At 61.1% G+C, this 25781-nt stretch carries 25 protein-coding genes; 9 read left to right on the forward strand and 16 right to left on the reverse strand.

Annotated features, from left to right (window positions below):
• Window positions 1-23 precede the first annotated feature (23 nt).
• The 4 genes from IP85_RS04905 to denD all read right to left on the reverse strand — a co-directional run bounded on the left by IP85_RS04905 (window position 24) and on the right by denD (window position 4487).
• Complete coding sequence (locus tag IP85_RS04905; protein ID WP_054148564.1) at window positions 24-701, reverse strand: BA14K family protein; 678 nt, start codon at window positions 699-701, stop codon at window positions 24-26.
• 126 nt (window positions 702-827) lie between these two features.
• Complete coding sequence (locus IP85_RS04910; protein WP_054148565.1) at window positions 828-2612, reverse strand: IlvD/Edd family dehydratase; 1785 nt, start codon at window positions 2610-2612, stop codon at window positions 828-830.
• Window positions 2599-3507: an NAD(P)-dependent oxidoreductase gene (locus IP85_RS04915; RefSeq protein ID WP_082347586.1), complete on the reverse strand. Its 909-nt coding sequence runs from the start codon at window positions 3505-3507 to the stop codon at window positions 2599-2601. The genes IP85_RS04910 and IP85_RS04915 overlap by 14 nt, the downstream gene beginning before the upstream one ends.
• Window positions 3504-4487, reverse strand: coding sequence for a D-erythronate dehydrogenase (gene denD, locus IP85_RS04920; protein ID WP_054148567.1), 984 nt, complete (start codon window positions 4485-4487; stop codon window positions 3504-3506). Before denD ends, IP85_RS04915 begins: the two co-directional genes overlap by 4 nt.
• Window positions 4488-4686: 199 nt before the next feature.
• Here denD and IP85_RS04925 point away from each other — a divergent pair, with 199 nt between their 5' ends.
• The 6 genes from IP85_RS04925 to IP85_RS04950 all read left to right on the forward strand — a co-directional run bounded on the left by IP85_RS04925 (window position 4687) and on the right by IP85_RS04950 (window position 11065).
• A complete protein-coding gene (locus IP85_RS04925; protein WP_156322744.1) occupies window positions 4687-6108 on the forward strand; it encodes an FAD-binding oxidoreductase in 1422 nt (473 codons plus the stop codon).
• A gap of 34 nt (window positions 6109-6142) precedes the next feature.
• A complete protein-coding gene (locus tag IP85_RS04930) occupies window positions 6143-6871 on the forward strand; it encodes a FadR/GntR family transcriptional regulator (RefSeq protein WP_054148568.1) in 729 nt (242 codons plus the stop codon).
• 156 nt (window positions 6872-7027) lie between these two features.
• Entirely contained in the window at window positions 7028-8197 is a 1170-nt protein-coding gene (locus IP85_RS04935; RefSeq protein WP_054148569.1) for a fumarylacetoacetate hydrolase family protein, read from the forward strand.
• A 6-nt stretch (window positions 8198-8203) separates the two neighbouring features.
• Window positions 8204-8737: a TRAP transporter small permease gene (locus tag IP85_RS04940; protein WP_054148570.1), complete on the forward strand. Its 534-nt coding sequence runs from the start codon at window positions 8204-8206 to the stop codon at window positions 8735-8737.
• Window positions 8737-10014 (forward strand): TRAP transporter large permease subunit, encoded by a 1278-nt coding sequence (locus IP85_RS04945; protein WP_054148571.1) that lies wholly within the window; start codon window positions 8737-8739, stop codon window positions 10012-10014. Before IP85_RS04940 ends, IP85_RS04945 begins: the two co-directional genes overlap by 1 nt.
• Window positions 10015-10060: 46 nt before the next feature.
• Complete coding sequence (locus tag IP85_RS04950; protein ID WP_054148572.1) at window positions 10061-11065, forward strand: TRAP transporter substrate-binding protein; 1005 nt, start codon at window positions 10061-10063, stop codon at window positions 11063-11065.
• A gap of 78 nt (window positions 11066-11143) precedes the next feature.
• Here IP85_RS04950 and IP85_RS04955 read toward each other — a convergent pair whose 3' ends face one another.
• Window positions 11144-12019 carry a DMT family transporter gene (locus IP85_RS04955; RefSeq protein ID WP_054148638.1) on the reverse strand — a complete coding sequence of 292 codons (876 nt, stop codon included), beginning with the start codon at window positions 12017-12019 and terminating at the stop codon, window positions 11144-11146.
• Between the two features lie 355 nt (window positions 12020-12374).
• Between IP85_RS04955 and IP85_RS22620 the strand changes: the two genes are divergently transcribed.
• Window positions 12375-12509 carry a hypothetical protein gene (locus tag IP85_RS22620; protein WP_256367274.1) on the forward strand — a complete coding sequence of 45 codons (135 nt, stop codon included), beginning with the start codon at window positions 12375-12377 and terminating at the stop codon, window positions 12507-12509.
• A gap of 65 nt (window positions 12510-12574) precedes the next feature.
• Here the strand turns inward: IP85_RS22620 and IP85_RS04960 are convergent, their stop codons facing one another.
• From IP85_RS04960 to IP85_RS04990, 7 genes are all read right to left on the reverse strand, one after another.
• Window positions 12575-13948 (reverse strand): FGGY-family carbohydrate kinase, encoded by a 1374-nt coding sequence (locus IP85_RS04960; protein WP_054148573.1) that lies wholly within the window; start codon window positions 13946-13948, stop codon window positions 12575-12577.
• Entirely contained in the window at window positions 13945-14268 is a 324-nt protein-coding gene (locus tag IP85_RS04965; protein ID WP_054148574.1) for an L-rhamnose mutarotase, read from the reverse strand. The genes IP85_RS04960 and IP85_RS04965 overlap by 4 nt, the downstream gene beginning before the upstream one ends.
• Window positions 14265-15275 carry an ABC transporter permease gene (locus IP85_RS04970; protein WP_054148575.1) on the reverse strand — a complete coding sequence of 337 codons (1011 nt, stop codon included), beginning with the start codon at window positions 15273-15275 and terminating at the stop codon, window positions 14265-14267. The genes IP85_RS04965 and IP85_RS04970 overlap by 4 nt, the downstream gene beginning before the upstream one ends.
• A complete protein-coding gene (locus tag IP85_RS04975) occupies window positions 15272-16264 on the reverse strand; it encodes an ABC transporter permease (protein WP_054148576.1) in 993 nt (330 codons plus the stop codon). The genes IP85_RS04970 and IP85_RS04975 overlap by 4 nt, the downstream gene beginning before the upstream one ends.
• Window positions 16265-16273: 9 nt before the next feature.
• Window positions 16274-17809, reverse strand: coding sequence for a sugar ABC transporter ATP-binding protein (locus IP85_RS04980; protein ID WP_054148577.1), 1536 nt, complete (start codon window positions 17807-17809; stop codon window positions 16274-16276).
• A gap of 61 nt (window positions 17810-17870) precedes the next feature.
• A complete protein-coding gene (rhaS, locus tag IP85_RS04985; protein WP_054148578.1) occupies window positions 17871-18866 on the reverse strand; it encodes a rhamnose ABC transporter substrate-binding protein in 996 nt (331 codons plus the stop codon).
• 52 nt (window positions 18867-18918) lie between these two features.
• Window positions 18919-19731, reverse strand: coding sequence for a DeoR/GlpR family DNA-binding transcription regulator (locus tag IP85_RS04990; protein WP_054148579.1), 813 nt, complete (start codon window positions 19729-19731; stop codon window positions 18919-18921).
• A gap of 200 nt (window positions 19732-19931) precedes the next feature.
• Between IP85_RS04990 and IP85_RS04995 the strand changes: the two genes are divergently transcribed.
• Complete coding sequence (locus IP85_RS04995; RefSeq protein ID WP_054148580.1) at window positions 19932-22028, forward strand: bifunctional rhamnulose-1-phosphate aldolase/short-chain dehydrogenase; 2097 nt, start codon at window positions 19932-19934, stop codon at window positions 22026-22028.
• A 39-nt stretch (window positions 22029-22067) separates the two neighbouring features.
• Here the strand turns inward: IP85_RS04995 and IP85_RS21865 are convergent, their stop codons facing one another.
• On the reverse strand, window positions 22068-22226 hold the full coding sequence (locus tag IP85_RS21865) for a YqaE/Pmp3 family membrane protein (protein ID WP_069043052.1): 159 nt from the start codon (window positions 22224-22226) through the stop codon (window positions 22068-22070).
• Window positions 22227-22302: 76 nt separating this feature from the next.
• Between IP85_RS21865 and rhaI the strand changes: the two genes are divergently transcribed.
• Entirely contained in the window at window positions 22303-23595 is a 1293-nt protein-coding gene (gene rhaI, locus IP85_RS05000) for an L-rhamnose catabolism isomerase (RefSeq protein ID WP_054148581.1), read from the forward strand.
• Between the two features lie 86 nt (window positions 23596-23681).
• On the opposite strand, the gene IP85_RS05005 is transcribed toward rhaI, so the two are convergent.
• Genes IP85_RS05005 through IP85_RS05015 form a run of 3 tightly spaced genes read right to left on the reverse strand, consistent with a single transcriptional unit; the run spans window position 23682 to window position 25730 of the window.
• A complete protein-coding gene (locus tag IP85_RS05005; RefSeq protein WP_054148582.1) occupies window positions 23682-24401 on the reverse strand; it encodes a Bax inhibitor-1/YccA family protein in 720 nt (239 codons plus the stop codon).
• A 23-nt stretch (window positions 24402-24424) separates the two neighbouring features.
• Window positions 24425-25198, reverse strand: coding sequence for an anti-sigma factor (locus IP85_RS05010; protein WP_054148583.1), 774 nt, complete (start codon window positions 25196-25198; stop codon window positions 24425-24427).
• Complete coding sequence (locus IP85_RS05015) at window positions 25185-25730, reverse strand: sigma-70 family RNA polymerase sigma factor (RefSeq protein WP_054148584.1); 546 nt, start codon at window positions 25728-25730, stop codon at window positions 25185-25187. The genes IP85_RS05010 and IP85_RS05015 overlap by 14 nt, the downstream gene beginning before the upstream one ends.
• Window positions 25731-25781: the final 51 nt, after the last annotated feature.

Consider the following 25781-nt stretch of genomic DNA (forward strand, 5'->3'; position numbering starts at 1 on the left):
ATCCTCGCCAAGGGTCAGGCGGTTCAGAACGACGCCACCAGCTGACAGGGCTGGCGCGGACCGCCGCCATAAGGCTGGTAGGTGTTGTCGCTCGGACGATAGGAGCGATAGCGTTCCATGCAGGCCATGACGTGGCCTTCGTCTTCCATGCCAGCACCAGAATTGCTCCCGTCGGCACTGACGGTCATGACCCTTGCGTTGCTTTCTTCCAGCTCCGCCATGACCTCGACCTGATAGGGTGAATCACAAGCGCGAATGTCGCCGCTGAAGCTGCGATAGGCATTGCGGACGGGATCGTAGGAACGATAGCGCGCTTCACACCAGGAGAAATGCTCCGGAGGCAGCGTGTCGGCGCCGAAACCGGACGTCGCTTCGTCGATCGCTGCAGTGACAAGAGTGTCGATGTCACCAACCTCGGAACCCTGTTCTGCGGTCGCGGTCTGCACGCTCTGATCCGATGCCCCCAGGTCGGGTTCGACCATCACCACATGGCTTGCATAGCGGGGCGGCAGACGCTCCAGGTTCTGTGCGGACCTGTCGATGCGGACGGGCTCCATCGTCCAGAGGTCCCTGATATCAAGGCCGGTGAAGTTGTGGGGGGCTTCTTCCGGTGCGAGCGCCGCTGACGTGAGGACGACGCCACCAATCACCATCCCGGCGGCGAGCGCTGACGCTGACAGCAGTTTTATCAAGGGTTTCATCGGGATCTCCATTCATCGTCTGTGACAGAAGAATGAAGTTCCCGTCGGAGGGTTCCCGATGAAACGTGTCTTGCCCTTGATTATTCGACTGTTTCTCCGAAAGGAGGTTAACAATCGAAATGCTTCTCAATGGTTGTGACGCGGAGGCGTCTTGGAAATCTGGCGGAATTCCTCTGCGTTTTTGATCGTCGCGCCATCGGCCAACTGGGTGACTGTCTGACGATAGAGCCGCTGCCAGGGTGTCGCGTCTTTCGGCACGGGCGGAATGCCCTCGGCCTTGCGCCTTTCGATTTCCTCGTCGCCCACCAGCATGTCGCAACGCCCCTCATTCAGGTCGATGCGGATGGTATCGCCGGTCCTGACCCAAGCCAGACCGCCGCCGGCTGCACTTTCAGGCGATGCGTTGAGGATCGAGGGGCTGTCGGCCGTGCCGGACTGGCGGCCGTCGCCGATCGTCGGAAGGCTGAGGATGCCCCGCTTGATGAGGTGATCCGGCGGCTGCATGTTGACCACTTCGGCCGAACCCGGCCAGCCGAGCGGGCCTGCGCCGCGAATAACGAGAACGCAGTCCTCGTCGATCTCGAGAGCGGGGTCGTTGATACGCTTGTGGTAGTCCTCCGAGCCGTCGAAGACGATGGCGCGGCCCTCGAAGATGCCTTCGCGGCCCTTTTCCTGCAGGTAACGCAAGCGGAAACCCTCGGAGATGACGCTCGTCTTCATGATCGCAAAGTCGAAGAGGTTGCCCTTCAGCACCACGAAGCCGGCGCGTTCACGCATCGGTTCGTGGTAGGGCTTGATCACCTCCCGATCCGTCGCCTCCCTGCCTTGCAGGTTCTCAGCCATGGTGCGGCCGGTCACCGTGCGACAGGTGGCGTCGATCTTTCCGGCCTGCATCAGCTCCCACATGATCGCGGGTACACCGCCGGCACGGTGGAACCGCTCGCCGAGATAGGCGCCGGCCGGCTGAACGTTGGCGAGCAACGGAATGTCGTAGCCGTGAACCTGCCAGTCCTCAGGCAGGAGTTCGACGCCAGCATGTTTGGCCATGGCCATCAGATGCGGCTGAGCGTTGGTCGATCCGCCGATGGCAGAGTTGACCCGGATGGCATTGAGAAAGGCTTCGCGGTTGAGAATGTCCGAGGGGCGGATATCCTCCAGAACCAGTTCGACCGCCCGTTTGCCGGTGCGATAGGCCATTTGGCCGCGTTCGCGGTAAGCGGCGGGAATGGCAGCGCAGCCGGTGAGAGACATGCCGAGTGCCTCGGCCATCGCGTTCATGGTCGAAGCGGTGCCCATGGTGTTGCAATGGCCGGGGGAGGGGGCCGAATCGAGCGCGCGTTCGAGGAATTCCTCGCGGCTGATCTCACCGGCCGCATATTTGCGACGCGAGCGCCAGATTACCGTGCCGGAACCCACCAGTTCGCCATCATGCCAGCCGTCAAGCATCGGGCCGCCGGAGAGCACGATGGCCGGGATGTCCACCGTCGATGCAGCCATCAGGGCAGAGGGCGTGGTCTTGTCGCAGCCCGTGGTCAGCACGACGCCGTCGAAGGGATAGCCGTAGAGCAACTCGACCAGACCGAGATAGGCGAGGTTGCGGTCAAGGGCGGCCGTCGGTCGCTTGCAGTTCTCGAACAGTGGATGCGACGGGAATTCGATCGGAATCCCGCCAGCGTCGCGGATGCCGTCGCGCACGCGTTTGGCAAGATCCAGGTGATGACGGTTGCAGGGATTGATGTCGGAGCCCGATTGGGCGATCCCGATGATCGGCTTCCCGGAGCGCAGCTCCTCCGGCGTCGTGCCGTAGTTCATGAAGCGCTCCAGATAGAGCGCGGTCATGTCGAGGTGATCGGGATTGTCGAACCAGTCCTGGGAACGGAGACGGCGTTTCGGTGTTTCAGATTCGGTCATCGGCGGCACCTTTGCGGTGGTTGATCTTTTCCAGGTGAAGCAGAAGAGCACTGTGGTCGAGTTCGCCATTGCCGTCTGCAACAAAGGCTTCGAAGGCCTGGCGAACGTCCGCTGTCAGCGGAAGCTCAAGGCCAAAGGTCTCGGCCATGGCGGCGACGGCGTTCAGATCCTTCAACTGCAAGCGCGAGGGGCCACCCGGCTCGAAGCGCCGCTCGACCATGCGCTGGCCGTGCAGTTCCAGTATGCGGCTTTCGGCGAAGCCGCCGCGGATTGCTTCGCGGAACTTCTCCCGCGACGCGCCGCCGGCTTCAACGAGCATCATGGCTTCTGCAACGGCGCCGATGGTGATCGCGACGATCTGCTGGTTGGCGAGCTTGCAGATCTGGCCAGCACCTGATGGGCCGACATGCGTGACCCGGCCCAGCGGGGCGAAGATTTCCGCAAGGCCCTCGATGATCTCGGCATCGCCGCCCGCCATGATCGCCAGCGTGCCGGCTTCCGCCCCGACGACGCCACCTGACACGGGTGCATCGATATGGGCGACGCCGCGATCAGCGAGGCGTTTTGCGTGATCTTTTGCAATGGGCGGTGCGATCGATGATGTGTCGATGAAGACCGTGCCCTTTTCCAGCGCCTCGGCCGTACCCTTGGTGAAAAGCACGTCCTCGACTGCGGAGCCATCCGACAGCATGGTGAAGACCACGTGGGCGCCGGCGACGGCGTCTGCCGGGCTTTCTGCAAGCCTGGCACCGGCTGCGGCCAGAGGCTCTGCCTTGCCGCTATCGCGATTCCACACCGTGACGATGAAACCTGCCGCAAGCAGGCGCCTGGCCATGGGCGCGCCCATCAGCCCGGTCCCTAGAAAGGCGATCTGCCTGTTTTCAGTTCCCGTCAAAGCTTGCCTCCCAGTTCATCCTCGATATGCACCCGAATGATTTCATCGAAAGAGTTTTCGGCGGTGAAGCCGAGTGCGCGGGCTCGGGTTGCTTCGAAGCCCGGCGCCCAGCCGGCGCAGATGCGCATGATCATCTCGTCGGGCTCGTGGCGGATGAGCTTGACCGCTTTCTCCCCTGCCACGCGGCGCAGCGCTTCGATCTGCTCGCCAACGGTTGCGCTGAGGCCCGGCATCGACAGGTTGCGGCGTGGGCCGACCGTTTCCAGGTCGATGTTTGCGCCGTGGATGAGGAAGCCGACCGCAGATCTGGGCGAGGCATGCCAGTGGCGGACATCCTCGCCCACCGGCAAGACGGCCTCCTGGCCGACCAGCGGTTCGCGCAGGATGTTGGAGAAGAAGCCCGAGGCTGCCTTGTTCGGCTTGCCGGGGCGAATGCAGATTGTTGGCAGGCGGATGCCGATGCCGTCGAAATACCCCTTTCGGGAATAGTCCGAGAGCAGCAGTTCGCAAATCGCCTTCTGCGTGCCGTAGCTGGTCAGCGGCGTGGTGTGGAACTCGTCCGGGATCGGGTAAGGCAGCGGCGCACCGACGACCGCGATCGACGAGGTGAAGACCACTCGGGGGCAATAGCCGTCAGCCATGTGCGCAAGCCGGATTGCCTCGAACAGGTAGCGGGTGCCGTCGAGGTTGATCTTGTAGCCCTTTTCGAAGTCGAGCTCTGCTTCACCCGAGACGATCGCAGCGAGATGGAAGATGACATCGGGGCGCGATACAATCAGGCGCTCGGCAGTTACGGGCTCAGACAGATCAACGGTCTCGATCGTCACCCTGCCGTCGAAGCCTGCGGGAGCATCTGCAGCCATGACATCGGCTAGCGTCATCGCCGTGATCTGCCGTCCCTGCAGCTCACCATCGCGGGTGAGTCGTTGCGCGAGCTTGCGCCCGACCATGCCGGCCGCGCCAATCACCAGAATATGCATGTGACAAAGTCCTCCCATGTCATTCTTCGACCCTGCGTGCATCTGCACAAGGGTCTTCTTCAAAAACTATTTGTAAGGTTGTCTGATAACCTTATATCATTCTCGTGGAAACCGAATTCTTTGTCCATCTCCAGATGGGCCGACGGGGAGACTGATGATGGCCATGGAAAGCGCAATTGAGGGCAAGGATTTGTGGAGCATGGCGGGCAACCCGATTCCTAGCCTCATCGAAGTGCTCGGACCTGACATGGTCGTCGTCGGCGCCGAAGTCGAGCGCTACTGCCGGGATTGGCATGGGGATGTCACGACCGGCGCTATGGCGGTTGTCCGTCCGCGAACGACTGAGGAGGTCTCGCTTGTCGTTCGAACCATCCGCTCTCTGGGGTTAGCGATCGTGCCGCAAGGCGGCAATACGGGGCTGGTTCTCGGGGGCATTCCCGATGCACCGGCGAGCCAGGTTGTCGTCAGTCTCGAGCGCATGACGGCGATCCGCCGCATCGACGCGGATGATTTCTCGGCCGTCGTTGAGGCGGGTGTCATCCTGCAGGATTTCAAGGACAAGGTAGAGGATGCAGGGCTCTACTTCCCGCTTGCGCTCGGTGCGCAGGGTTCCTGCCGGATCGGCGGCAATGTCTCGACGAATGCGGGCGGCATCAACGTGTTGCGCTACGGCATGACGCGCGAACTCGTGCTTGGTCTCGAAGTCGTCCTGCCCGATGGCTCGATTTTCGAAGGTTTGTCCACGCTGCGCAAAGACAATCGCGGGGTCGATCTAAAGCAGTTGTTCATCGGGGCGGAGGGCACGCTTGGTATCGTCACCGCCGCTGCCTTCAAGCTTGCTCCGCCGGCTGAGAAGGTTGCGACGGCTTTGCTGGGTCTCGGAGCATTGTCGGATGCGATCACGCTCTACCGGCGTGCGCGACGAGACTGCTGCGACCTCATGTCGGCCTTCGAGTTCATGCCGCCGATCGCCTTCACCCTCGCGCAAGAAGCAATTCCTGATCTCGCCATGCCGATGAGCGCCGATTATCCGGCCTATGTGCTGCTTGAGATCTCGGGTTCCGGCCTTGTCGATATCGAAGACCTGATGCACCGCTTTCTTGAAGGCGTGCTGGAGGACGGCCTGGTGCTGGACGGCGTCGTCGCAACGTCGCGGAGCCAGGCCCGCTCTCTCTGGCTCTTCCGCGAGGGGATGAATGAGGGGCAGGCCAAACGTGGGCCGCATCTGCGAACGGATGTGTCCGTGCCCCTGTCGCGACTTCCGGAGTTCGTTGAGCAGGCTGAAGCGGCCATCGCAGCGCGCTTGCCGGATTGCACCTGCGTTTCCTACGGTCATGTCGGTGACGGCAATGTCCATCTCAACGTGTTGCCGCCCTCGGGTCTTTCCCGCGACGAGGTGGCCGCGAGGATCTACACGGCGAAAAATGTCGTGAATGATGTTCTGGATGGTTTCCAAGGTTCGATCAGCGCCGAGCACGGCATCGGTCGCCTGAAGAAGCCGGACTTTCTCTCGCGTGTGCCGGCCACGCAGCTGAAACTCCTGACTGCTATCAAGCGTGCCATCGATCCCTCTGGGGTCATGAACCCCGGTTGCCAATTGAATTCGAGTGCGGATTCGTGAAATACCGGAGCGGGTGGCAAGGAGACCAGCGGGCATGTCGATCGACCTCGGGCAATTGAATTTCGGACAGATCAGGCGCAGTGAGCACCTTCCGGCCCGAATTGCTGCGCAATTGGCCGATGAGATCAGCCAGGGACGTCTTAAGCCCGGCGAGCGATTGCCGACCGAGCATGTTCTGGCCAAGACGCTCGGCGTCAGCCGCTCTGTCGTGCGCGAGGCCATCGCGCAGTTGCGGAACGAAGGCCTGGTGGAGACCCGGCAGGGTGTCGGTGCCTTCGTCAGCGAACCTTCGGCCAGACCGATCCGTATCAAGGATGGCGAACTCTCCGAGCCTCAGAGCTTTCGCGCGCTTTTCCAGCTGCGTGTGCCACTCGAAATCGAAGCGGCGGGGCTCGCCGCCGTGCACCACACCTCGGAGGATCTTGCGAAGATCGACGAGGCGCTGTCGCGCATGACGGGGGCCGAGAAGTGGACGGAGCAGGGCATCGTCGCCGATCTCGCCTTCCACCGGGCCGTCGCCGAGGCGACACACAACGAGTATTTCGCGCTGTTCATCGGCTTCATCGCCGAGCGCATCAGCCTGGCGATCGATGCGGCACGCTCCCGCGCCGTGCTTGAGGAAATCGTTGAAGTGACCATCGCCGAACATGTCCGGCTGAGAGACGCGATCGCCAGGCGCGACGGTGCGGGCGCACGCGAGGCCATGCGCGCCCATCTGCACGGTGCTGCAAGCCGGATCGATCTCAGCCTCGAGCAATTCTGACGCGGTTCGCGCGGCGGCTTTGTCCACAAGTCTGTCGTCCGGGGTAGACAGGCGTCAAATCTGACCCTATGAATTTGCATCAAGAGTTGTCAGACATCCTGACAATATGGCAGGCGACAGGGTCGTTCATGCCGGAGGACAAGGAGGAGGTCCGTCTTGCAGCGCCGTCAAAGTCTCGAATCCGTCTATATTCTGCCGGAAGATTCCTCCCAGGCTGTGCTGGTCGGCAGGGTTTGGTCTAAGGCCGCGGCGGGTCCTTGCCCGGTAATCGTGCGCAACGGCACCCTCTACGACGTGACGGGTCTTGCCTCCACGGTTTCCGGACTGTTCGAGTTTGAAGATCTCGCCGAGCGCTTGATGGCTGAGGAGAGCCTGCCTGCTCTGGGCACGCTCAACCAGTTCCTGTCCGGCGACGCCGGTCATCTGCTCGCCCCCATTGATCTTCAAGCCGTCAAGGCCGCCGGTGTCACCTTCGCAGATAGCATGCTGGAGCGGGTGATCGAGGAGCAGGCGAAGGGCGATGCCGGGCGTGCCCAGGCCATCCGCGAGAAGCTTGCACCCGTTTTGGGCGACAGCTTGCGGGGACTGGTCGCCGGCTCCGAGCAGGCGGCGAAGGTGAAAACACTGCTGCAGGACATGGGCCTCTGGTCGCAATATCTGGAGGTCGGGATCGGCCCCGACGCGGAGATCTTCACCAAGGCTCAGCCGATGTCGTCGGTCACCTGTGGCGATACTGTCGGCATTCATCCGATTTCCCAATGGAACAATCCGGAGCCCGAAATCGTTCTTGTCGTTCGTTCCGATGGCAAGATCATCGGCGCGACGCTCGGCAACGATGTGAATCTGCGAGATGTCGAGGGCCGGTCGGCGCTGCTCCTGGGGAAGGCGAAGGACAATAATGCATCGTGCTCGATAGGGCCCTTCGTCCGGCTTTTCCATGGCAGCTTCACGATGGACGTGCTGCGCAAGGTTCGCGTCTCGCTGCTCGTGCGCGGCGAGGACGGCTTTGAAATGACGGGGGAAAGTCCGATGGAAGCGATCAGCCGGGCGCCGGAGAACCTTGTTGCCCAATTGCGCAACCGCAACCACCAATACCCCGATGGTGCTGTTCTGTTCCTCGGCACCATGTTCGCGCCGGTCAAGGATCGCCGTGCTGCTGGCCAAGGCTTCACGCATGAGGTTGGCGATCGCGTCGAGATTGCGACACCAACGCTTGGTCGTCTGGTTAACTGGGTCGATCGCACGGATGCCTGCCCGGAATGGACCTTCGGAACACGTGCTCTTTTCCGCAACCTGGCCCAGCGCGGCCTGCTCGACAAGGCGTGAGGGCGTATGACCAGAATTGTCGATCTCTTCTACAAATTCCTCGAATTGCTTCTGATCCTGCTCTTGTCGGGCATGGCGATCATGGTCTTCGTCAATGTCATTCTGCGTTACGGCTTCAACTCCGGCCTGACTGTCTCGGATGAAATGGCCCGCTATTTCTTCGTATGGTTGACCTTTGTCGGCGCGGTCGTCGGCTTTCGCGAATACGGACACATGGGCGTGGAAAGTCTGGTGGCCCTATTCGGTCGGCGCGGCCGGGTCATCTGCATGATCTTGTCCAATCTCCTCATTTTCGGCGTTTCTGCCATCTTCTTCTGGGGAACCTGGAAGCAGTTGCCGATCAATGCCAGCATGAGCGCACCCGTTACGGGACTTTCCATGGGCTGGGTCTACGGTATCGGCTTCTTCACCGGCGCCGGCTGTAGTCTGATCGCGCTCGAACGCCTCTTCCGTCTGGTCACCGGGCGTGTCACCGAAAGTGAAATTGCAGCCTTTGCAGGCGAACACCACGGCATTGAGAAGCTGGTGGAGCGCGCCTGATGACCCTTCTTGTCTTTATCACCTCGCTCCTCGGCGCCATGGCCATTGGCGTTCCGGTCGCCTTCGCTCTGATGTTCTGCGGCGTGACGCTCATGTGGTACATGGGCATGTTCAACAGCCAGATCATCGCGCAGAACATGATCGCGGGCGCCGACACGTTCACGCTGCTCGCCATCCCGTTCTTCGTGCTGGCCGGCGAGTTGATGAATTCCGGCGGCCTGTCGCGGCGCATCATCGAGTTTGCGATTGCCTGCGTTGGCCACATCCGTGGCGGCCTCGGTATCGTTGCCATCATGGCCGCCGTGATCATGGCCAGCATCTCAGGCTCGGCCGCTGCCGATACGGCAGCTCTGGCCGCAATCCTGATCCCGATGATGGCAAAGGCGGGATACAACGTGCCGCGCTCTGCCGGCCTCATTGCGTCCGGTGGTATCATCGCACCCGTCATCCCGCCGTCGATGGCGTTCATCGTCTTCGGTGTTGCCGCGAATGTGTCGATCACACAGCTCTTCATGGCGGGGATCGTGCCGGGCATGTTGATGGGGATCGCGCTTGTCATTGCCTGGCAGATCGTGGTTCGCAAGGACAACGTGAAGCCCTTGCCGAAAGCGCCGGCGAAAGAGCGCTTGCGAGCCACAGGGCGTGCGGCCTGGGCGCTCGGCATGCCGGTTATCATCCTGGGAGGGATCAAGGCCGGGGTGGTGACGCCTACGGAGGCGGCTGTCATTGCGGCTGCCTATGCCATGTTCGTCGGCATGGTGATCTATCGGGAACTGAAGCCGAGGGATCTGCCGCGGGTCATCCTGCAGGCGGCCAAGACAACCTCGATCATCATGTTCCTGGTGTGCGCGGCCCTGGTCTCCGCCTGGTTGATCACTGCGGCCAATATTCCCGGCGAGATCACGCGCTACATCGAACCTCTGATCGATCGGCCGATGCTGCTGATGTTCGTCATCATGGCACTGGTTCTCGTCGTCGGAACCGCATTGGACCTGACACCGACCATCCTGATCCTGACACCCGTGCTGATGCCGATCATCAAGCAGGCGGGCATCGATCCGGTCTATTTCGGCGTCATGTTCATCATGAACTGCTGCATCGGCTTGATCACGCCGCCCGTTGGCGTGGTGCTCAACGTGGTCAGCGGGGTCGGGCGCGTACCGCTCGGCAAAGTCGTGACGGGCATTGTTCCGTTCCTGCTCGCGCAGGTGCTCGTTCTCGTATTGCTCGTCATATTTCCCGAGATCGTCATCGTGCCGGCGCAGTGGCTACGGTGAGGAACGAAGTTCAACCAACTCATTAAAATCCAAGGGAGGATACACCATGAGGAAGATACTACTCGCAACGACAGCACTGGCATTCGCCGTTTCCGGAGCCGTTCCGGCTTTTGCGGAATTCAACGACCGCACCATCCGCGTATCGAACGGCATCAATGCCGATCACCCTGTCGGGAACGGCATCGAGGCCATGCAGAAGTGCCTGGATGACAAGTCCGGTGGCAAACTGAAGCTGCAGGCGTTCTGGGGCGGTGCCCTCGGTGGCGACCTCCAGGCGACCCAGGCTCTGCGTTCGGGCGTCCAGGAAGCCGTGGTGACGTCTTCGTCGCCTCTCGTCGGCATCGAGCCGGCGCTTGGTGTCTTCGACCTGCCGTTCCTGTTCGGCTCCGCTGACGAGGCCTACAAGGTACTCGACGGCGAGTTCGGCGACATGATGAACCAGAAGCTCGAAGCCGTTGGCCTCGTGAACCTCGGCTATTGGGAGAACGGTTTCCGCAACCTGTCCAACTCGGTTCGTCCGGTGACGAAGTGGGAAGACTTCGAAGGGATGAAGGTTCGCGTCATGCAGAACAACATCTTCCTCGATACCTTCCAGAACCTCGGCGCAAACGCTACCCCGATGGCATTCGGCGAAGTTTTCTCGGCACTCGAGACCAAGACCATCGACGCCCAGGAAAACCCCTATGTGACGATCGACACCTCTAAGTTCTTCGAGGTGCAGAAATATATCACTGAGACGAACCACGCCTATACGCCGTTCCTCTTCCTGTTCTCCAAGGCGATCTTCGATACCTATACGCCGGAAGAACAGGCGGCCTTGCGCGAATGCGCAACGGTTGGCCGTGATGTCGAGCGATCGGTTATCGCCGACCTCAACAAGCAGTCGCTGGAGAAGATCAAGGCAGCCGGCCTTGAGGTGAACACGCTTTCGCCTGAAGAGCAGCAGCGCATCCGCGAAAAGTCCATGATCGTCTATGAAAAGCACAAGGAGACGATCGGTGCCGAGGTGGTGGACGACATTCTCGCCAAGCTCGCCGAACTCCGTAAGTGACCTCCCTGGTCGTGGCGCTCTTGAGCGCCGCACCAGAAGAAGCCCGCAGCGGGAAACCGCTGCGGGCTTTTTAGTTGATCATTTGGGGGCCGAGGGCAGGACCTTGTCCCGCTTCTTCAATTGCTGCTCACGGAAGAAGATGAACAGGCCCGATCCGACGATGAGGGTCGCACCGACGATCATTGTCAGTCGAGGCACTTCGCCGAAGAAGAAATAGCCGAAGACAACAGCCCATAGCAGCAGTGTGTATTGGAGCGGCGCGACGGTCGCGGCGTCCGAGATTTTCAAGGCGCGGTTGACCAGCATGTGCGCGCTCATGGCAACGATGCCGAGAAGCCCCAGCAACAGGATTTCATTCACCGACGTGATCGGTGTCCAGCCGAAGGGGGCGGCAATCAGGCCGACCACTGCGGCTCCACCCGTCTGGAACAGTACAAGCGTCTTGTCCGGCGTGCCGCGCAGGCTGCGGCCCGAGAGCATCATGAAAGCGAAGGCGGCAGTGCCGATGATCGAGATCAGAGCGGGTGTGGTGAACATGGCGCTCGACGGCTCGAGCGTGATCACGACCCCGATGAAGCCGATAGCAATTGCGGACCAGCGCCGCCAGCCGACCTTTTCTCCCAGCAGGAAAGGCGCTGCCGCCGCCACATAGATCGGCGCTGCGAGCCAGTAGGTCATGACATCGGCCAGCGGCAGATACATGACCGCGTAGTAGAAACAGAAGAGTTCCAGCGTCGAAAGCACGACGCGCGTGAACTGCAGCCAGGGTCGCTCTGCCTCGACGATCGGCTTCAGGCCGGCCATCCAGAGGAAGGGCGCAAGGATCAGAAGTGCTGCAATGCTGCGGATCAGGATGACCTGGCCGAGGCCATAGCTCGCAACCAGCCATTTGCCCATGGCATCGTTCATCGCAAAGAGCAGCATTCCGAGCAGCATGACTGCAGGGCCTGCCATCCCGGCCAGTCCGAGTGCCCTTCGCGAAGCCTCATCTGTCGTGTGCGTTGTCATGGCTCCTCCTTACAAGCGTACGACTCTCGTCTGTCATGTTGTCTGACAATTCAACAGTTGTATTGGCTGATGGGCCGTCGGTTGACAAGACCACAAGGGTGGCGTTTCGCCTTGGACCTGCTGATCGCACGGGCTGGGCGAACTCCGTTGACGTCCCGGCTCACCCGAGAGAGGAATTTTCCCAACACGCATATCTTTAGAATACCAATCTAGTCGTGATTGTTGACGTGGCGCTGATTATGACGAAAATGTGTCAATATCAGCCGGAGCCAATGAGTGGCTCCGTTCGTGGGAGACTGCCATGTCACATGCGATCGCGAAGCTTTTCGGTGACCCCAAATCCAGGCGTTCTGTCGAGGTTTGCCGGCAGCGGGCCGCGGTTGCCGCCGCGACTGTTTCGATCGGCTTTATAGCGGTGCTGATCGTCACGCTTTAAGTTTCTGAGCATCCGGATCAGCGGGTAAACGTTGATTGTCCGTGCCGGACGATCTTCGTCACGGCCTAGGTTTTACCGGCCCTTGAGCGCCACTCCCGGGCATAATCGTCCAGTCCGTCTAGCGTGTCGACGATGCTCCGCATTTTAACATCAATCGTGATCCCCGTCAGCAAGGCCGCGCCGATTGCCGTGCCGGTGGTCGCTTCCGATGCGTGGACTGGACGCTTCATCAGCGTGTGGAGCGCGCGAAGATAGAGTTGATTGGCGGCAAATGGACCCTCGACGATGATCGGCCCCTCTGCCTCGATGAGGTCGAGACAGGTTTGGGTCATCAGGGCCTGGTAGAGGCTGGCCGCGGCCAGTCGTTCGCTCACAGAGCTCGTCTCGTTCATCCAACGGAAATGCGAATCCGGGAATGGGCCGGTACCCATCACCACGCTCGGCAGGATCATCGAACCTGCGTCGATCACCGCTGTCGCGGCAATCAGTTCCTCCTTAATGGGGACGACCGCCATGTCGCGGGTCAGAAGGTCCCATTCGCGTCCGCCCATGAAGCGGGCCGAGGGAACCGCCTGACCGTTGGCGTCGACATTGACCAGCGTATCGCGCGAGGGATCCAATCTTTGCGGCTTGGCGCCGACGCCGAAGCAGATCACCCAAGTTCCCGTGGACACGACAGTGCAAGGGCTGCCGAAGCCCACGAGATGCGGCAATAGCGACGCGTTGGAATCGTGAAGTCCGCAATAGACGGGTACCGGGATCTGCAGGCCGATCGCGTGGGCCACCTCCGGTCTGATGGGCCCGAGGGCCTCGAAAGCGGAGCGCAAGGGGGCCATCCACTCGCGGATACCAAGGGTGTCAACCAGCTTCGAATAACGCCCTTCAAACGGGTGCCAGAGATCGGTGTGGCAACCAAGCGAGGTCCGCTCGTTGGCGACAACACCCGTCAGGCGGTAAGCCCAGTACTGCGGATAAGTGAGGATCGTTGCGACCTTGTCGAACTTGTCCGAGAAAGTTGTCTTCTGATAGTGTAACTGCGCCCCGACGTTCAGGCCCCCTGTGAGAGCTGGCGAGAAGGTTTCCGAAAAATCCGGCCGCAGCTTGCCATAGGCCTCAGTTGTCTCGTGTGGGTAGAGATGTTCGTAGTCCAGCACCGGCATCGCAAGGCTGCCCTCGTCGTCCAGCAGGGCTGCCGATGCGCCATGCGTGGTGATCGACAAGGCGTCGAAGCCAGGTCCGGCGGCGAATTCCCTCAGAGACCCCAGCAGGAACGCCCAAAGCGCCTCGACATCGAAGTGCGGGTAGGGCGGGCCGGGGATGACCGTATTCGCGGTTTTTCGGACTGCCAGTTCGGTGCCGGTCATCCCATCAACCAGCACCACCTTGGCATTGGTCTTGCCGATGTCGATGACGGCGATGCGTTGGAAAGACTGGCTCATGGCATGTGAAAGACGGGTTTCAGATCGACGGCCCAGGGCGAATTGTCGGGGTTGGTGGCCATGATGTCGGACATGTGGCCCCACCAGCGTATCATCACCGGATGCGATGGCAGTGCCGCCATGCCGTGGTTCCGGGTGCGGGTCAGGACGCCGATCAGCAGGTTCGTCTCCGGATCGAGATGGATCGTGTAGTCGCTGATACCGGCATCATGCAGCAAGTCGACGAGATCAGGCCAGATCTCGTCATGGCGCTTTTTATACTCCGCCTCCATGCCCGGATTGAGCTTCATCTTGAAGACGTGGCGTTCGGTCTCGCTCATTGCGCGTTCCTCGCATGCTTGATCCGCCGCGCGACGATGGGGAGCGCGATGGTGATGATCAGGAGTAGGCCGATGAAGATCGACATGACGATGCCGGGTACGTTGAGGAGACCGAGGCCGAAGGTGACGAGGCCCATGACGAAGGCGGCGATGACGACGCCGACGATGGTGCCCGAACCGCCGAGGATGGAGACGCCGCCGAGCACGACCATGGTGACGACTTCAAGCTCCCACCCTTGAGCGATCGAGGGACGGGTCGAGCCGAGGCGCGAGGTGAGGCAGACGGCGGCGATGCCGCTCATCAGGCCCGTCAGCAGGAAGAGAATGAACTTCACGCGCTCGACCGGGATGCCGGAAAAGCGGGCGGCCAGTGGATTGTTGCCGATGACATAGACGTGGCGGCCGAAATTCGTCCGGTGCAGGAGGATGGCGAAGAGCAGCGCCATCACCAGGAACAGGACGAACTCGAAGGAGATGACCCAGAAGACGTAACCCTGGCCGAAGAAGGCAAATTCCGGCGGATATTTGCCGAAGGCCTGGTCGCCGAGAACCAGATAGGAGATGCCGCGGAAAAGGCTCATCGTGCCGATGGTCACGACGATCGAGGGCAGCTTCAGGCCGGCGACGAGCAGGCCGTTGAAGGCGCCACAGGCAAGGCCGGTGGTGATCCCGATCGCGACCAGACCGGGTGCCCCGACGCCAAGCTGTGCTGCATAGCCCATCGCGGTCGAGGCGAGCGCGATGATCGCGGCAACCGAGAGGTCGATCTCGCCGGCGATGATCAGCAGCGCCATGGCAAAGGCGATCAGCGCCTTTTCGGTGAAATTGAAGGTGGCGTCCGACAGGTTCCAGGCATTCAGGAAGTAGGGCGAGGCAAACGAATTGGCGATGAAGATCAGCACCGCCACGCAGAAGAGCAGTACTTCCCAGCTGCCGAGCAGTCGGCGGAAGGGTGTTTCTAGCCGGTCGGGGATGACGCGCTTTGTGTGTTCATGTGCGGTGCTCATGCCGTTGCCTCCTTTCCGGCTGCGCGGTCACGCAGGATGATGCGGCCCTTCTTGGCTTCGGCGCGGGCGTTGAAGACGACGGCGAGCACGATGACGATGCCCGAGATCGCCATCTGGGCGAAGGGCGAAATGCCGATGACGGGGAGCGCATTCTTGATGACGCCGAGGAAGAGGGCGCCCAAGACCGTGCCGATCACGGTGCCGATGCCACCTGCAATCGAGATGCCGCCGATGACGCAGGCAGCCACGCTGTCGAGTTCGAAGCCGGCGGCGATGTCGACATAGGCGACCGCATAACGTGAAACCCAGAGGTAACCGGAAAGGCCGGCGAGCGCGCCCGAGAGCACGAAGGCGAGGAAGCGGGCCCGACCGACGTCAATGCCGGCATAGATGGCCGCGACTGGATTGCCGCCTGCGGCATAGGTCGAGCGGCCGAAGGGGGTGCGGGCGAGGATGAAGCCGACCAGCAGGATGACTGCAATCGCCACCCAGGAGAGGATCGGCAAGCCCAGCACCGGCAGACGCGGGACGCCGAGAAAATCCGGCTGCATCTGGTGGGCGTTGACCCAGGCGCCGCCTGAAAGGACGAAGCTCATGCCGCGATAGATGGTCAGCGTGCCGAGCGTCACGACGATCGGTGGGATCTGCAGGGCCCAGACGAGGAAGCCGTTGATTGCGCCGAGGGCTGCACCAATGCCGATTGCGATGAGAACGAGGAGTGCCAGCGGCAGGCCGGGATAGGCGCTGTCGAGCATGGCGACTGCCATGCCGGTAAAGGCGAGATTGGCGGCAACCGAGAGGTCGATCGACTTGGTCAGGATCACGACCATCTGGCCGAGCGCCAGGATGATCAGGATCGAGGTGTCGTTGAAGATCGTCACCAGGTTTTCAGGTGTCGCGAAATTGGGTGCCCGCGTGGTGAAGCTCATGATCATGCCGATGATGATCATGCCAAGCAGCATTTCGCGGTTTTTCAAAAGGTTCTGCATTGTCATTCCTCACGCATTGCCGGTGGCGGCGCGCACAAGCGTCTCTGCGGTCAGGCCTTCGCGCTCGAAAATGCCAGCTTGCAGGCCCTCGCGCATCACCATCACACGGTCCGACATGCCGAGGATTTCCGGCAGTTCTGACGAGATCATGATGATCGACAGGCCTTCGCTGGCGAGTTCCGAGATGAAGGCATGGACGGCGGCCTTGGAGCCGATGTCGATGCCCTTCGTCGGTTCATCGAGAATGATGACTTTGGGCGAGGTGGCGAGCCACTTGCCGATCACGACCTTCTGCTGGTTGCCGCCCGAGAGCGTGCCGACGGGAACGGAGAGGGCGGCCGCGCGCAGGTCGAGCCGTTCGGCAAAGCGGCGAGCGAGCTTCAGCTCATTGGTCGCCTTCAGGAAGCCTGCAACCGAGGTGCGGATCAGTGAGGGCAGCGACATGTTCTGGTAGATCGGCAGTTCCAGCGCCAGGCCGTGGCGACCACGTTCCTCGGGCACATAGACGATGCCGGCTGCGATCGCATCCGAGGTGTTGCGAATGGTGATCTCGCGACCTTCGAGTTCCAACCTGCCGGATTTTGGCCTGTTGATGCCGAAAATCGACTGGCAGAGTTCGGAGCGGCCGGCACCGATCAGGCCGTAGACGCCGAGGATCTCTCCCTTGTTGAGGGTGAAGCTGATGTCGCGGAATTCGGTTTCGTGGCTGTAGCCCACGACACTGAGAACCGGTGCGCCAATCACGGCCTCGGTTTTCGGGAAGACGTCGTGCACGTCGCGTCCCACCATCATCCGCACGATCTCGTCCTGGGGTGTGTCCCTGAGCACGCCTGCGCCGACCATGCGACCATCGCGGAAGACGGCGTAGTTGTCGGCGATTTCGTAGAGTTCGTCGAACTTGTGGCTGATGAAGAGGATCGCCTTGCCCTGGCGCTTCAAACCCTCGACGATGCGGAAGAGATCGTCGATTTCCTTGCGCGAGAGGGCGGCCGTCGGTTCGTCCATGATGACGATACGGGCATCGACGGAGAGTGCGCGGGCAATCGCGACCAGATGGCGCTGGGCAATCGAAAAATCCTTGAGCTTGGTGGTCGGGTCGATGTCGCTTTCCAGCGCCTTCATCAGGTCCCGGGAGCGATCGTTGATGGTGCGCCAGTCAATCAGGCCAAAGCGCGTGCGCGGCGCGTGGCCGAGGAAGATGTTTTCGCCGACAGTCAGTTCGTCGAAGAGCACCGTCTCCTGATGGATGGCTGTCACACCTGCGTCGATCGCCTCCTGGGCGTTGGAGAAGGCGGTTGGCTTTCCGTCGATGCGGATCTCGCCTTCGTTCGGGCGATAGATACCGGTCAGGATCTTGACGAGAGTCGACTTGCCGGCGCCGTTCTCGCCGATCAGCGCGGTCACCTTGCCCGGGTGGAGGGCGATATCTACCTTGTCGAGCGCCTTTACGCCCGGAAAGATCTGGGAAATGCCGCGCATTTCGAGAATGGGCTCGCCAGCCGGGATCGCGCCCGCCGCGAGCTTGGCAGATTGAACGGTCATCATTTTACTTACCGACTGAAGGAAAATCCCGGCGGCTCGAGCCGCCGGGTCTGGTCCGCCGAGATCAGAAGATCTTGGAGAATTCCTCGATGTTCGAGGCGTTGTAGACGAAGGGGTCTGCCATGGCGGCTTCGCCACCGTCACCGACCTTGATCTTGCCCATGCGGCCGGCTTCGATTTCCGAGCCAGGAGCCGCATCGGTTTCGCCCTTGGCGAGACGATAAGCGATCTGGGTGGCGGAGTAGCCGAGATCGATCGGGTTCCAGATGGCGAATTCCTTCGTTGCACCCGACTGGATGGCGCCCGCCATTTCGGAGGGGAGGCCGAGGCCGGTGACGTAGACGTCGCCGATCTTGCCGGCATCCTTGACGGCCTGGGAGGCGGCGAGAACGCCGACGGTCGTCGGGGCCACAATGACCTTGACGTTCGGCTGCGAGGTCAGGAGGCCGTTCGCTTCGCGGTAGCTCTTGTCGGCGAGGTCATCACCATAAACTGTCGTGACGAGGTTGAGGCCGGGGAAGTCCTTCAGCTGTGCCTTCATCTCCTCGATCCAGATGTTCTGGTTGGTCGAGGTGGTGGTGGCAGACAGGATGGCGAAGTCACCCTTGCCGTCGGGCAGATGGTTGGCGGCGAGCTGCAGGCACATCTTGCCGATCAGCGCGTTGGACGACGGGTTGAGGTGCATGATGCGGCCTTCTGGGGCGACACCGCTATCCCACGAGATGACCTTGATGCCGCGGTCCATGGCCTTCTTGAGGGCGGGGACAACTGCGTCCGGGTCGTTTGCCGAGATCGCGATGGCATCGACGCCCTGCGCGATCAGCGAGTTGATGACTTCGATCTGGCCTTCGGCCGTGGTCGAGGTCGGGCCGGTGTAGATCACTTCTACGCCGCCGAGTTCCGCAGCTGCTTCCTGAGCGCCCTTGTTGGCGGCTTCGAAGAAGCCAATACCAAGTGACTTCACCACGAGTGCGATTTTCATGTCAGCTGCCTGTGCGGCAGAGCCCATGGTGGCGAGTGCAATGGCGGCACTGGCCAGCAAGATTTTCGTCAGTTTCATGTTTTCCTCCCAGGTTGATGAACTGCTTTACTCTCCCTCCCGGCGCCTCCTCTTAAGCGACCGACGAGGTATCCTCCCTTGCCGATGAAGCCATGGGCTTCACGGTTATGAGCTTCACGCCGGCGTCGGTGACCATGGCGGCCGCCTCGTCGGAAATTCCGTCATCGGTGATGATCGTCGACACCTTGTCGAGCGCGCACAGGATCAGGCTGGAGCGCTTGGCGAACTTGCTGGAATCGACCATGACGATCAGCTCTTCGGCCTGACGCACCAGCTTCTGTTCGCTCTGGATGACCAGTGCATCCGATTCCATCACGCCGTGGGCGTTGATGCCCTGGGCCCCGATGAAGATGCGGCGGGCATAGAAGTTGCGGATCGCATCATTCTCGAAGGGCGACAGGATCAGGCTCTGGTCACGATAGATCGCGCCGCCGGGAACCGAAACCGTGCATTTCGAGTGCTTCACCAGGTGCTCGGCAATGGCGAAGGAATTGGTCATCACCTGCAGGCGGCGGGCCGACATGAAATGCACCATCTGGAAGGTGGTGGTGCCGCCATTGATGATGATCGAATCACCTTCTTCGCAGAGATCGACCGCTGCGCGCGCAATTGCGCGTTTCTTGTCGATGTTGACCGATTCGGAGACGCGGAAGGGGCGTGCTGCGAGATTGCCGAGCTGCGGGGGATGGACTGCCTCGGCGCCACCGCGGACGCGTCTCAGCTTTCCCTGCACATGAAGAGACGCGATATCCCTGCGGATTGTGGCTTCTGAAGCCTCGGTAAGCTCGGCAATATCCTGCACTGTGATCACAGGCTTTTCCTGGATCGCGCTCAGAATGATGCGATGGCGTTCGCGTTCGTGCATGGGGTCCTCCTGACGGTGATTTATTCGCAATGTTTTTACGCTGTCAATCAGAAACGATCAAAAATAATAATATTGCAGCGCACAATGAAAAGAACTGATCGAAATTGATTGACAATCGGGCGGCGGCTGCGCGATATCTGCGAACAAGAAGGAGATGAGCCGTCGCCGACTGCTCATGAGATAATTGCAGGGAGGATGTCATGACGGGCCAAACCCGCCTTCTCGAAAACCGTTGGGATGATGCTTATGCCGCCACGCTTGATGAGCCCGGCAAGCTTCTGTATCGATCCAACCTGCTGGGTGCCGACAAGCGCATCACCAATTATGGGGGCGGCAATACCTCCGCCAAGGTGATGGAGATCGATCCGCTGACGGGGCAGACGGTCAAGATTCTCTGGGTCAAGGGGTCTGGCGGTGACGTCGGAACGATCAAGCTCGATGGTTTTGCGACTCTCTATCAGGATAAGCTCGAAGCACTGAAGGGCATCTACAAGGGGGTGCATGACGAAGACCGCATGGTCGGCTTCCTGCCGCATTGCACCTTCAACCTGAACCCACGTGCGGCCTCGATCGATACCCCGCTGCATGGTTTCGTATCCTTCACGCATGTCGATCACATGCATCCTGACGCGATCATCGCGATTGCGGCCTCGAAGAATTCGAAGGAATTGACGCAGAAGATTTTCGGCTCCGAGATCGGATGGCTGCCCTGGCGCCGCCCGGGTTTCCAGCTCGGTCTCGACCTCGAAGCCTTTGTGAAGGCCAATCCGACTGCAAAGGGCGTCGTGCTCGAAAGCCATGGTCTGTTTACCTGGGCCGATGACGCCAAGGACTGCTATCTCCTGACGCTCGAGATCATCAACAAGGCGATCGAGTGGTTTGCCAAGGAGACCGAGGGCAAGACGGTCTTCGGCGGTGCGGTATCGAAGAGCCTGCCGGCAGACGAGCGTCGTACGATTGCTGCCCGTCTGATGCCCGAGATCCGCGGACGGATCGGCAAGGGCGAGCGCAAGCTCGGGCATTTCGACGACCAGGATGCCGTGCTGGAATTCGTCAATTCGAAGAACCTGCAGCCGCTGGGGAGCCTCGGGACGTCCTGCCCTGACCATTTCCTGCGCACCAAGATCCGACCGCTGATCGTCGATTTCGATCCGGCAAAGCCCGATGTGGACGCGGTTCTTGCCGGTCTGGGCAAGGCTCTCGAAGCCTATCGGGCCGACTACACCCGCTATTACGAGACCTGCAAACACGACAATTCGCCCGCCATCCGTGATCCGAACCCGGTGATCTTCCTGGTTCCGGGCGTTGGCATGCTGTCCTTTGCCAAGGACAAGGCGACGGCCCGCATTGCCGGTGAGTTCTATGTCAATGCGATCAACGTCATGCGCGGCGCCTCGACGGTTTCCGAATATCAGGGACTGCCGGAGCAGGAAGCTTTCGATATCGAATACTGGCTGCTCGAAGAGGCAAAGCTGCAGCGCATGCCGAAGCCGAAGAGCCTCGCAGGACGCGTAGCCTTCGTCACCGGCGGCGCCGGCGGCATTGGCCGGGCGACCGCCGACCGGCTGATGGCGGAAGGTGCCTGCGTGGTGCTGGCCGATATCGATGCTGTAGCACTGGAGCAGACGGTCGCCGACTTCTCGAAGCGCCATGGCGCGGATGTGGTCCGCTCCGTTCAGCTCGACGTGACGCGCGAGGATGCGGTTATACGCTCCTTCTCAGAAGCTTGCGTCGAATTCGGTGGCGTCGATATCCTGGTCTCGAATGCCGGGATTGCCTCTTCGGCTCCGGTCGAGGACACGACGCTTGCGATGTGGGACAAGAATATCAGCATCCTGGCCACCGGCTATTTCCTCGTCTCGCGCGAAGCCTTCCGGCTGTTCCGGCGTCAGAAGCTCGGCGGCAACGTCGTTTTCGTTGCCTCGAAGAACGGTCTCGCCTCGTCGCCCAATGCATCCGCCTATTGCACGGCCAAGGCTGCCGAGATTCATCTCGCCCGCTGCCTGGCCCTTGAAGGGGCAGATGCCGGCATCCGGGTGAACACGGTCAATCCGGACGCGGTGCTGCGTGGGTCGAAGATCTGGAACGGCGAATGGCGCGAGCAGCGGGCGGCCTCCTCGAAGATCGAAGTCACCGATCTCGAGGAGCATTACCGCAACCGCTCGATGCTGAAGCTGAATGTTTTCCCGGAAGACATCGCCGAGGCGATCTACTTCCTCGCCTCCGATCTTTCGGCGAAATCGACCGGCAACATTATCAATGTCGATGCCGGCAATGCGCAGAGCTTCCCGCGCTGATCTCCCAAGCCGTCGCGGCGCATGCGCCGCGGCGGGATCCTACTTGCGGATGATCACCCAGATGGCATGGATGATGCCCGGGATATAGCCGAAGAGCGTGAGCAGGATGTTCAGCCAGAAATGCAGGCCGATGCCGACCTGGAGGAAAACGCCGACCGGCGGCAGGAGGATGGCAAGCAGAATGCGAAGAACGTCCATGATGGCTCCGATTTTCAATTCAGACAGCAGATAAACGCGCTTCGATGGTAATCGTTCGCGCGAGGTGGAGGAAAGAATGAGCGAGATCCGAATTCCCGTCGATATCGTTGCGGCTGACAATGACAAGCGCGAGGCGGCTCACCGCAGCGATTTCCAGGCGCTGGGCGAGAAGCTGGCGCGCAGTTCCATCGACATCGAGGCCGTCACTGCGAAGGTCGCGGAATTCTTCGTGGCCGTACCCTCCTGGGGTGTCGGGACCGGTGGCACACGTTTCGCCCGCTTTCCGGGGCAGGGCGAGCCGCGCCATATCTTCGACAAGCTCGACGACTGCGGCGTGATCCAGCAGTTGACCCGCGCCACGCCGACCGTTTCGCTGCATATCCCCTGGGACAAGGCTGACCCGAAGGAGCTGAAAGCCAAGGCCGATGCGCTCGGGCTCGGCTTTGACGCGATGAATTCCAACACCTTTTCGGATGGCGCTGATCAGGCGCATTCCTACAAATACGGTTCGCTCAGCCATGTGGACGCAGCGACCCGTCGTCAGGCCGTCGAGCACAACATTGAGTGCATCGAACTCGGCGCCGCGCTCGGTTCCAAGGCGCTGACGGTCTGGATCGGCGATGGTTCCAACTTCCCCGGCCAGAGTAATTTTACCCTCCAGTTCGAGCGTTATCTCGATGGGATGCGCGACATCTACAAGGCGTTGCCGGACGACTGGCGGCTGTTTTCCGAACACAAGATGTACGAGCCGGCCTTCTATTCCACCGTCGTGCAGGACTGGGGCACGAACTACCTGATCGCGCAGACGCTGGGAGAAAAGGCCTATTGCCTCGTCGACCTCGGGCATCATGGGCCGAACACCAATATCGAAATGATCGTTGCGCGGCTCATCCAGTTCGGCAAGCTCGGCGGCTTCCACTTCAACGACTCGAAATATGGTGACGATGATCTGGATGCCGGATCTGTCGAACCCTATCGCCTATTCCTCGTGTTCAACGAGCTGGTCGATGCCGAGCATCGCGGCGTAAAGGATTTCCACCCTGCCCATATGATCGATCAGAGCCACAATGTGACGGATCCGATCGAGAGCCTGATTTCCAGCGCCAACGAGATCCGTCGTGCCTATGCGCAGGCGCTGCTCGTCGATCGGACCGAACTGGAGGGTTATCAAAACGGCAATGACGCACTGATGGCATCCGAAACGTTGAAGCGTGCCTATCGGACCGATGTCGAGCCGATTCTTGCAGAAGCGCGGCTGCGGGCTGGTGGTGCCATCGATCCGGTGGCGACCTATCGTGCCAGTGGCTACCGGTTCCGCGTTGCGGCCGAGCGTCCTGCGGTCAAGGGTGGCTCCGGCGGGATTGTCTGAGCCAGGCTTGCTTCTCATCTCGTGAAAACGCCCGGGCAATACCCGGGCGTTTCCCTGTCAAAGCGTTCTCCCGACGCGTTTTTATCTTATTCTTCGCGCTGGCCAGTGAGGCTCAGCAGAAGCTGGAACAGGTTGACGAAGTTCAGGTACAGCGACAGAGCGCCAAAGACGGCGAGCTTCTGCTGGCTCTCCTGGTCGAAGTTCTCGGCATACTGCTGCTTGATGTTCTGGGTATCCCAGGCGGTCAGGCCGACGAAGACGACGACGCCGATCACCGAGATCGCGAACTGCAGGGCGCTCGAGCCTAGGAAGATGTTGACGATCGAGGCGATGACGACACCGATCAGACCCATCATCAGGAACGAGCCGAACTGCGACAGGTCACGCTTGGTGGTGTAGCCGTAGAGGCTCATCGCGCCAAACATGGTCGCGGTGATGAAGAACGTGCGGGCGATCGAGGTTCCGGTGAAGACCAGGAAGACCGACGACAGCGACAGACCCATCACGGCCGCGAAGGCCCAGAAGGCCATCTGCGCGGTCGCGGCCGACATCGCGTGTATGCGGAACGAGAAGAAGAAGACGAAGGCGAGCGGGGCCAGCATCACGACCCACTTCAAGGGGGTCGAGAAGATCGGCACGTAGAGCGCCGGGGTCTGGCTCACCACGAAGGCGACGATGCCGGTGATGACCAGCCCGAGGCCCATGTAGTTGTAGACGCGCAGCATGTGCTTGCGCAGACCTTCGTCGAAAAGTGCTGCGGACTGGGCCTGAGCACCGTAGCCGAAGCGGTTCTGGATGGGATCCATAGTCAGTTACCTCCTTGAATGGATCAGTAAAGGGTCCGGGCAAGCTTGCGGGCCTGTTCGGCCAGCCTGTCCGGGTTTTGGGTTTCGGAGATCAGCGCGTAAGCAACCTCGCCGATCTGCCAATAGGCTGCGTTGGTCTGACCCTCCTGCTTCAGCAGCACCTGCTGAACGGCAAAATTGCCAGGCCTGACGGCGAAGAGGGACAACCTCTCGCCGAATTGGGGCTCGACCTCGAGCTCGACGCTCGGTCCGTAGGTCGAGGGGAAAATCTGGGCGTCCCGCACGGTCCAGTCATCCGGCATGGCCGGCAGAACGATGGCCGTGGCGGAACGGATCTCGGCCGGATCGAAGCGGCTCGTTTCGGACTGCGAGCTCATCTTTTCACGCAGCTCCGCCGTCTGATGCGCGCGCACGGCCTCCTCTACGAACTGCGGCGGCGGCACTGAGGCCACAACTTCGCCGATGCTGCCGGGGGCGATCCAACCATGGGCGATCCAGCCGGCGCCCACGAGAAGCACGACTGCCGCCGCACGCCGAATGACGTCGATCGTGCGCGGACGGTTGAAGGCGCTTTCCAGCACCCGTGCCGCATCGCGCGTTTCCTGACGCACGACTGCTGGCATGCCCGCAAGCGCCAGCCGCAATTCGTCGCGCACACGCAGATCGGCCATGACCTTGGCGGCGATCGCAGGATTCTCCGACAGATAGGCCTCGACCTCGATACGGCGACCAACATCCAGCTGGTCGTCGACATAGGCGTGCAGGTCGGCCTCGATTACAGGATCATTGCTGGTCATCGGGGTTTCCTCCAACGATTCTGAGGTGGGGCACGAGGTTCGCGTCCTCGCCGCTTTCCATCGCCCTTAGCCGGGCGCGGGCGCGGGAAACGCGGGACATCAGCGTGCCCACGGGGATATTCAGGACATCGGCCGCTTCCTGATAGGAAAGCTCCTCGATGGCCACGAGATGGAGCGCTTCGCGCTGGTCTTCCGGAAGAGACAGGAAGGCGTCGCGTACCTGCGCCAGCCGTACCGAATGCTCCTGACCCGCAGGCGCCACCATATCGGTCAGCTCCAGTGTCGCATCCTGGCGCCGACTGGCGGCGCGGTCCCGGCGAAGGCGGTCGATATGCGTATTGTGCAGGATGGACATCAGCCAGTTGCGGATGCTGCCCCCGCTCTTGAAGGTCGACCTGCGCTCCAGGGCCCGGATAAGTGCATCATGAACGAGGTCTTCCGCCTCGTCCGGATTTCTGACGAGCGAACGGGCGTAGCGTCGCAGGGCTGCGAGCTGGCCAATCACATTGAACGGGTTCGAGTTCGTCGTCATGCCCCAGTATACGGAGCCGACAGCGATCCTATTCCATCGCCGAAAAGATTT

It is taken from the genome of Rhizobium sp. AAP116 (genome assembly GCF_001295785.1).
In the GTDB taxonomy this organism is placed as follows: Bacteria; Pseudomonadota; Alphaproteobacteria; order Rhizobiales; family Rhizobiaceae; genus Allorhizobium.

Bases quoted from the DNA above. Each gene is read 5' to 3' on its own strand.
- IP85_RS04975 (WP_054148576.1), bottom strand. From the start codon at position 16,264: ATGCAGAACCTTTTGAAAAACCGCGAAATGCTGCTTGGCATGATCATC.
- IP85_RS04950 (WP_054148572.1), top strand. From the start codon at position 10,061: ATGAGGAAGATACTACTCGCAACGACAGCACTGGCATTCGCCGTTTCC.
- IP85_RS04945 (WP_054148571.1), top strand. From the start codon at position 8,737: ATGACCCTTCTTGTCTTTATCACCTCGCTCCTCGGCGCCATGGCCATT.
- IP85_RS04940 (WP_054148570.1), top strand. From the start codon at position 8,204: ATGACCAGAATTGTCGATCTCTTCTACAAATTCCTCGAATTGCTTCTG.
- IP85_RS04965 (WP_054148574.1), bottom strand. From the start codon at position 14,268: ATGAGCGAGACCGAACGCCACGTCTTCAAGATGAAGCTCAATCCGGGC.
- IP85_RS04970 (WP_054148575.1), bottom strand. From the start codon at position 15,275: ATGAGCACCGCACATGAACACACAAAGCGCGTCATCCCCGACCGGCTA.
- IP85_RS21865 (WP_069043052.1), bottom strand. From the start codon at position 22,226: ATGGACGTTCTTCGCATTCTGCTTGCCATCCTCCTGCCGCCGGTCGGC.
- IP85_RS04905 (WP_054148564.1), bottom strand. From the start codon at position 701: ATGAAACCCTTGATAAAACTGCTGTCAGCGTCAGCGCTCGCCGCCGGG.
- IP85_RS04990 (WP_054148579.1), bottom strand. From the start codon at position 19,731: ATGCACGAACGCGAACGCCATCGCATCATTCTGAGCGCGATCCAGGAA.
- denD (WP_054148567.1), bottom strand. From the start codon at position 4,487: ATGCATATTCTGGTGATTGGCGCGGCCGGCATGGTCGGGCGCAAGCTC.
- IP85_RS04910 (WP_054148565.1), bottom strand. From the start codon at position 2,612: ATGACCGAATCTGAAACACCGAAACGCCGTCTCCGTTCCCAGGACTGG.
- IP85_RS04955 (WP_054148638.1), bottom strand. From the start codon at position 12,019: ATGGCAGGCCCTGCAGTCATGCTGCTCGGAATGCTGCTCTTTGCGATG.
- rhaS (WP_054148578.1), bottom strand. From the start codon at position 18,866: ATGAAACTGACGAAAATCTTGCTGGCCAGTGCCGCCATTGCACTCGCC.
- IP85_RS04930 (WP_054148568.1), top strand. From the start codon at position 6,143: ATGTCGATCGACCTCGGGCAATTGAATTTCGGACAGATCAGGCGCAGT.
- IP85_RS04995 (WP_054148580.1), top strand. From the start codon at position 19,932: ATGACGGGCCAAACCCGCCTTCTCGAAAACCGTTGGGATGATGCTTAT.
- IP85_RS04960 (WP_054148573.1), bottom strand. From the start codon at position 13,948: ATGAGCCAGTCTTTCCAACGCATCGCCGTCATCGACATCGGCAAGACC.
- IP85_RS05005 (WP_054148582.1), bottom strand. From the start codon at position 24,401: ATGGATCCCATCCAGAACCGCTTCGGCTACGGTGCTCAGGCCCAGTCC.
- IP85_RS05015 (WP_054148584.1), bottom strand. From the start codon at position 25,730: ATGACGACGAACTCGAACCCGTTCAATGTGATTGGCCAGCTCGCAGCC.
- IP85_RS22620 (WP_256367274.1), top strand. From the start codon at position 12,375: ATGTCACATGCGATCGCGAAGCTTTTCGGTGACCCCAAATCCAGGCGT.
- rhaI (WP_054148581.1), top strand. From the start codon at position 22,303: ATGAGCGAGATCCGAATTCCCGTCGATATCGTTGCGGCTGACAATGAC.
- IP85_RS05010 (WP_054148583.1), bottom strand. From the start codon at position 25,198: ATGACCAGCAATGATCCTGTAATCGAGGCCGACCTGCACGCCTATGTC.
- IP85_RS04925 (WP_156322744.1), top strand. From the start codon at position 4,687: ATGGCGGGCAACCCGATTCCTAGCCTCATCGAAGTGCTCGGACCTGAC.
- IP85_RS04980 (WP_054148577.1), bottom strand. From the start codon at position 17,809: ATGATGACCGTTCAATCTGCCAAGCTCGCGGCGGGCGCGATCCCGGCT.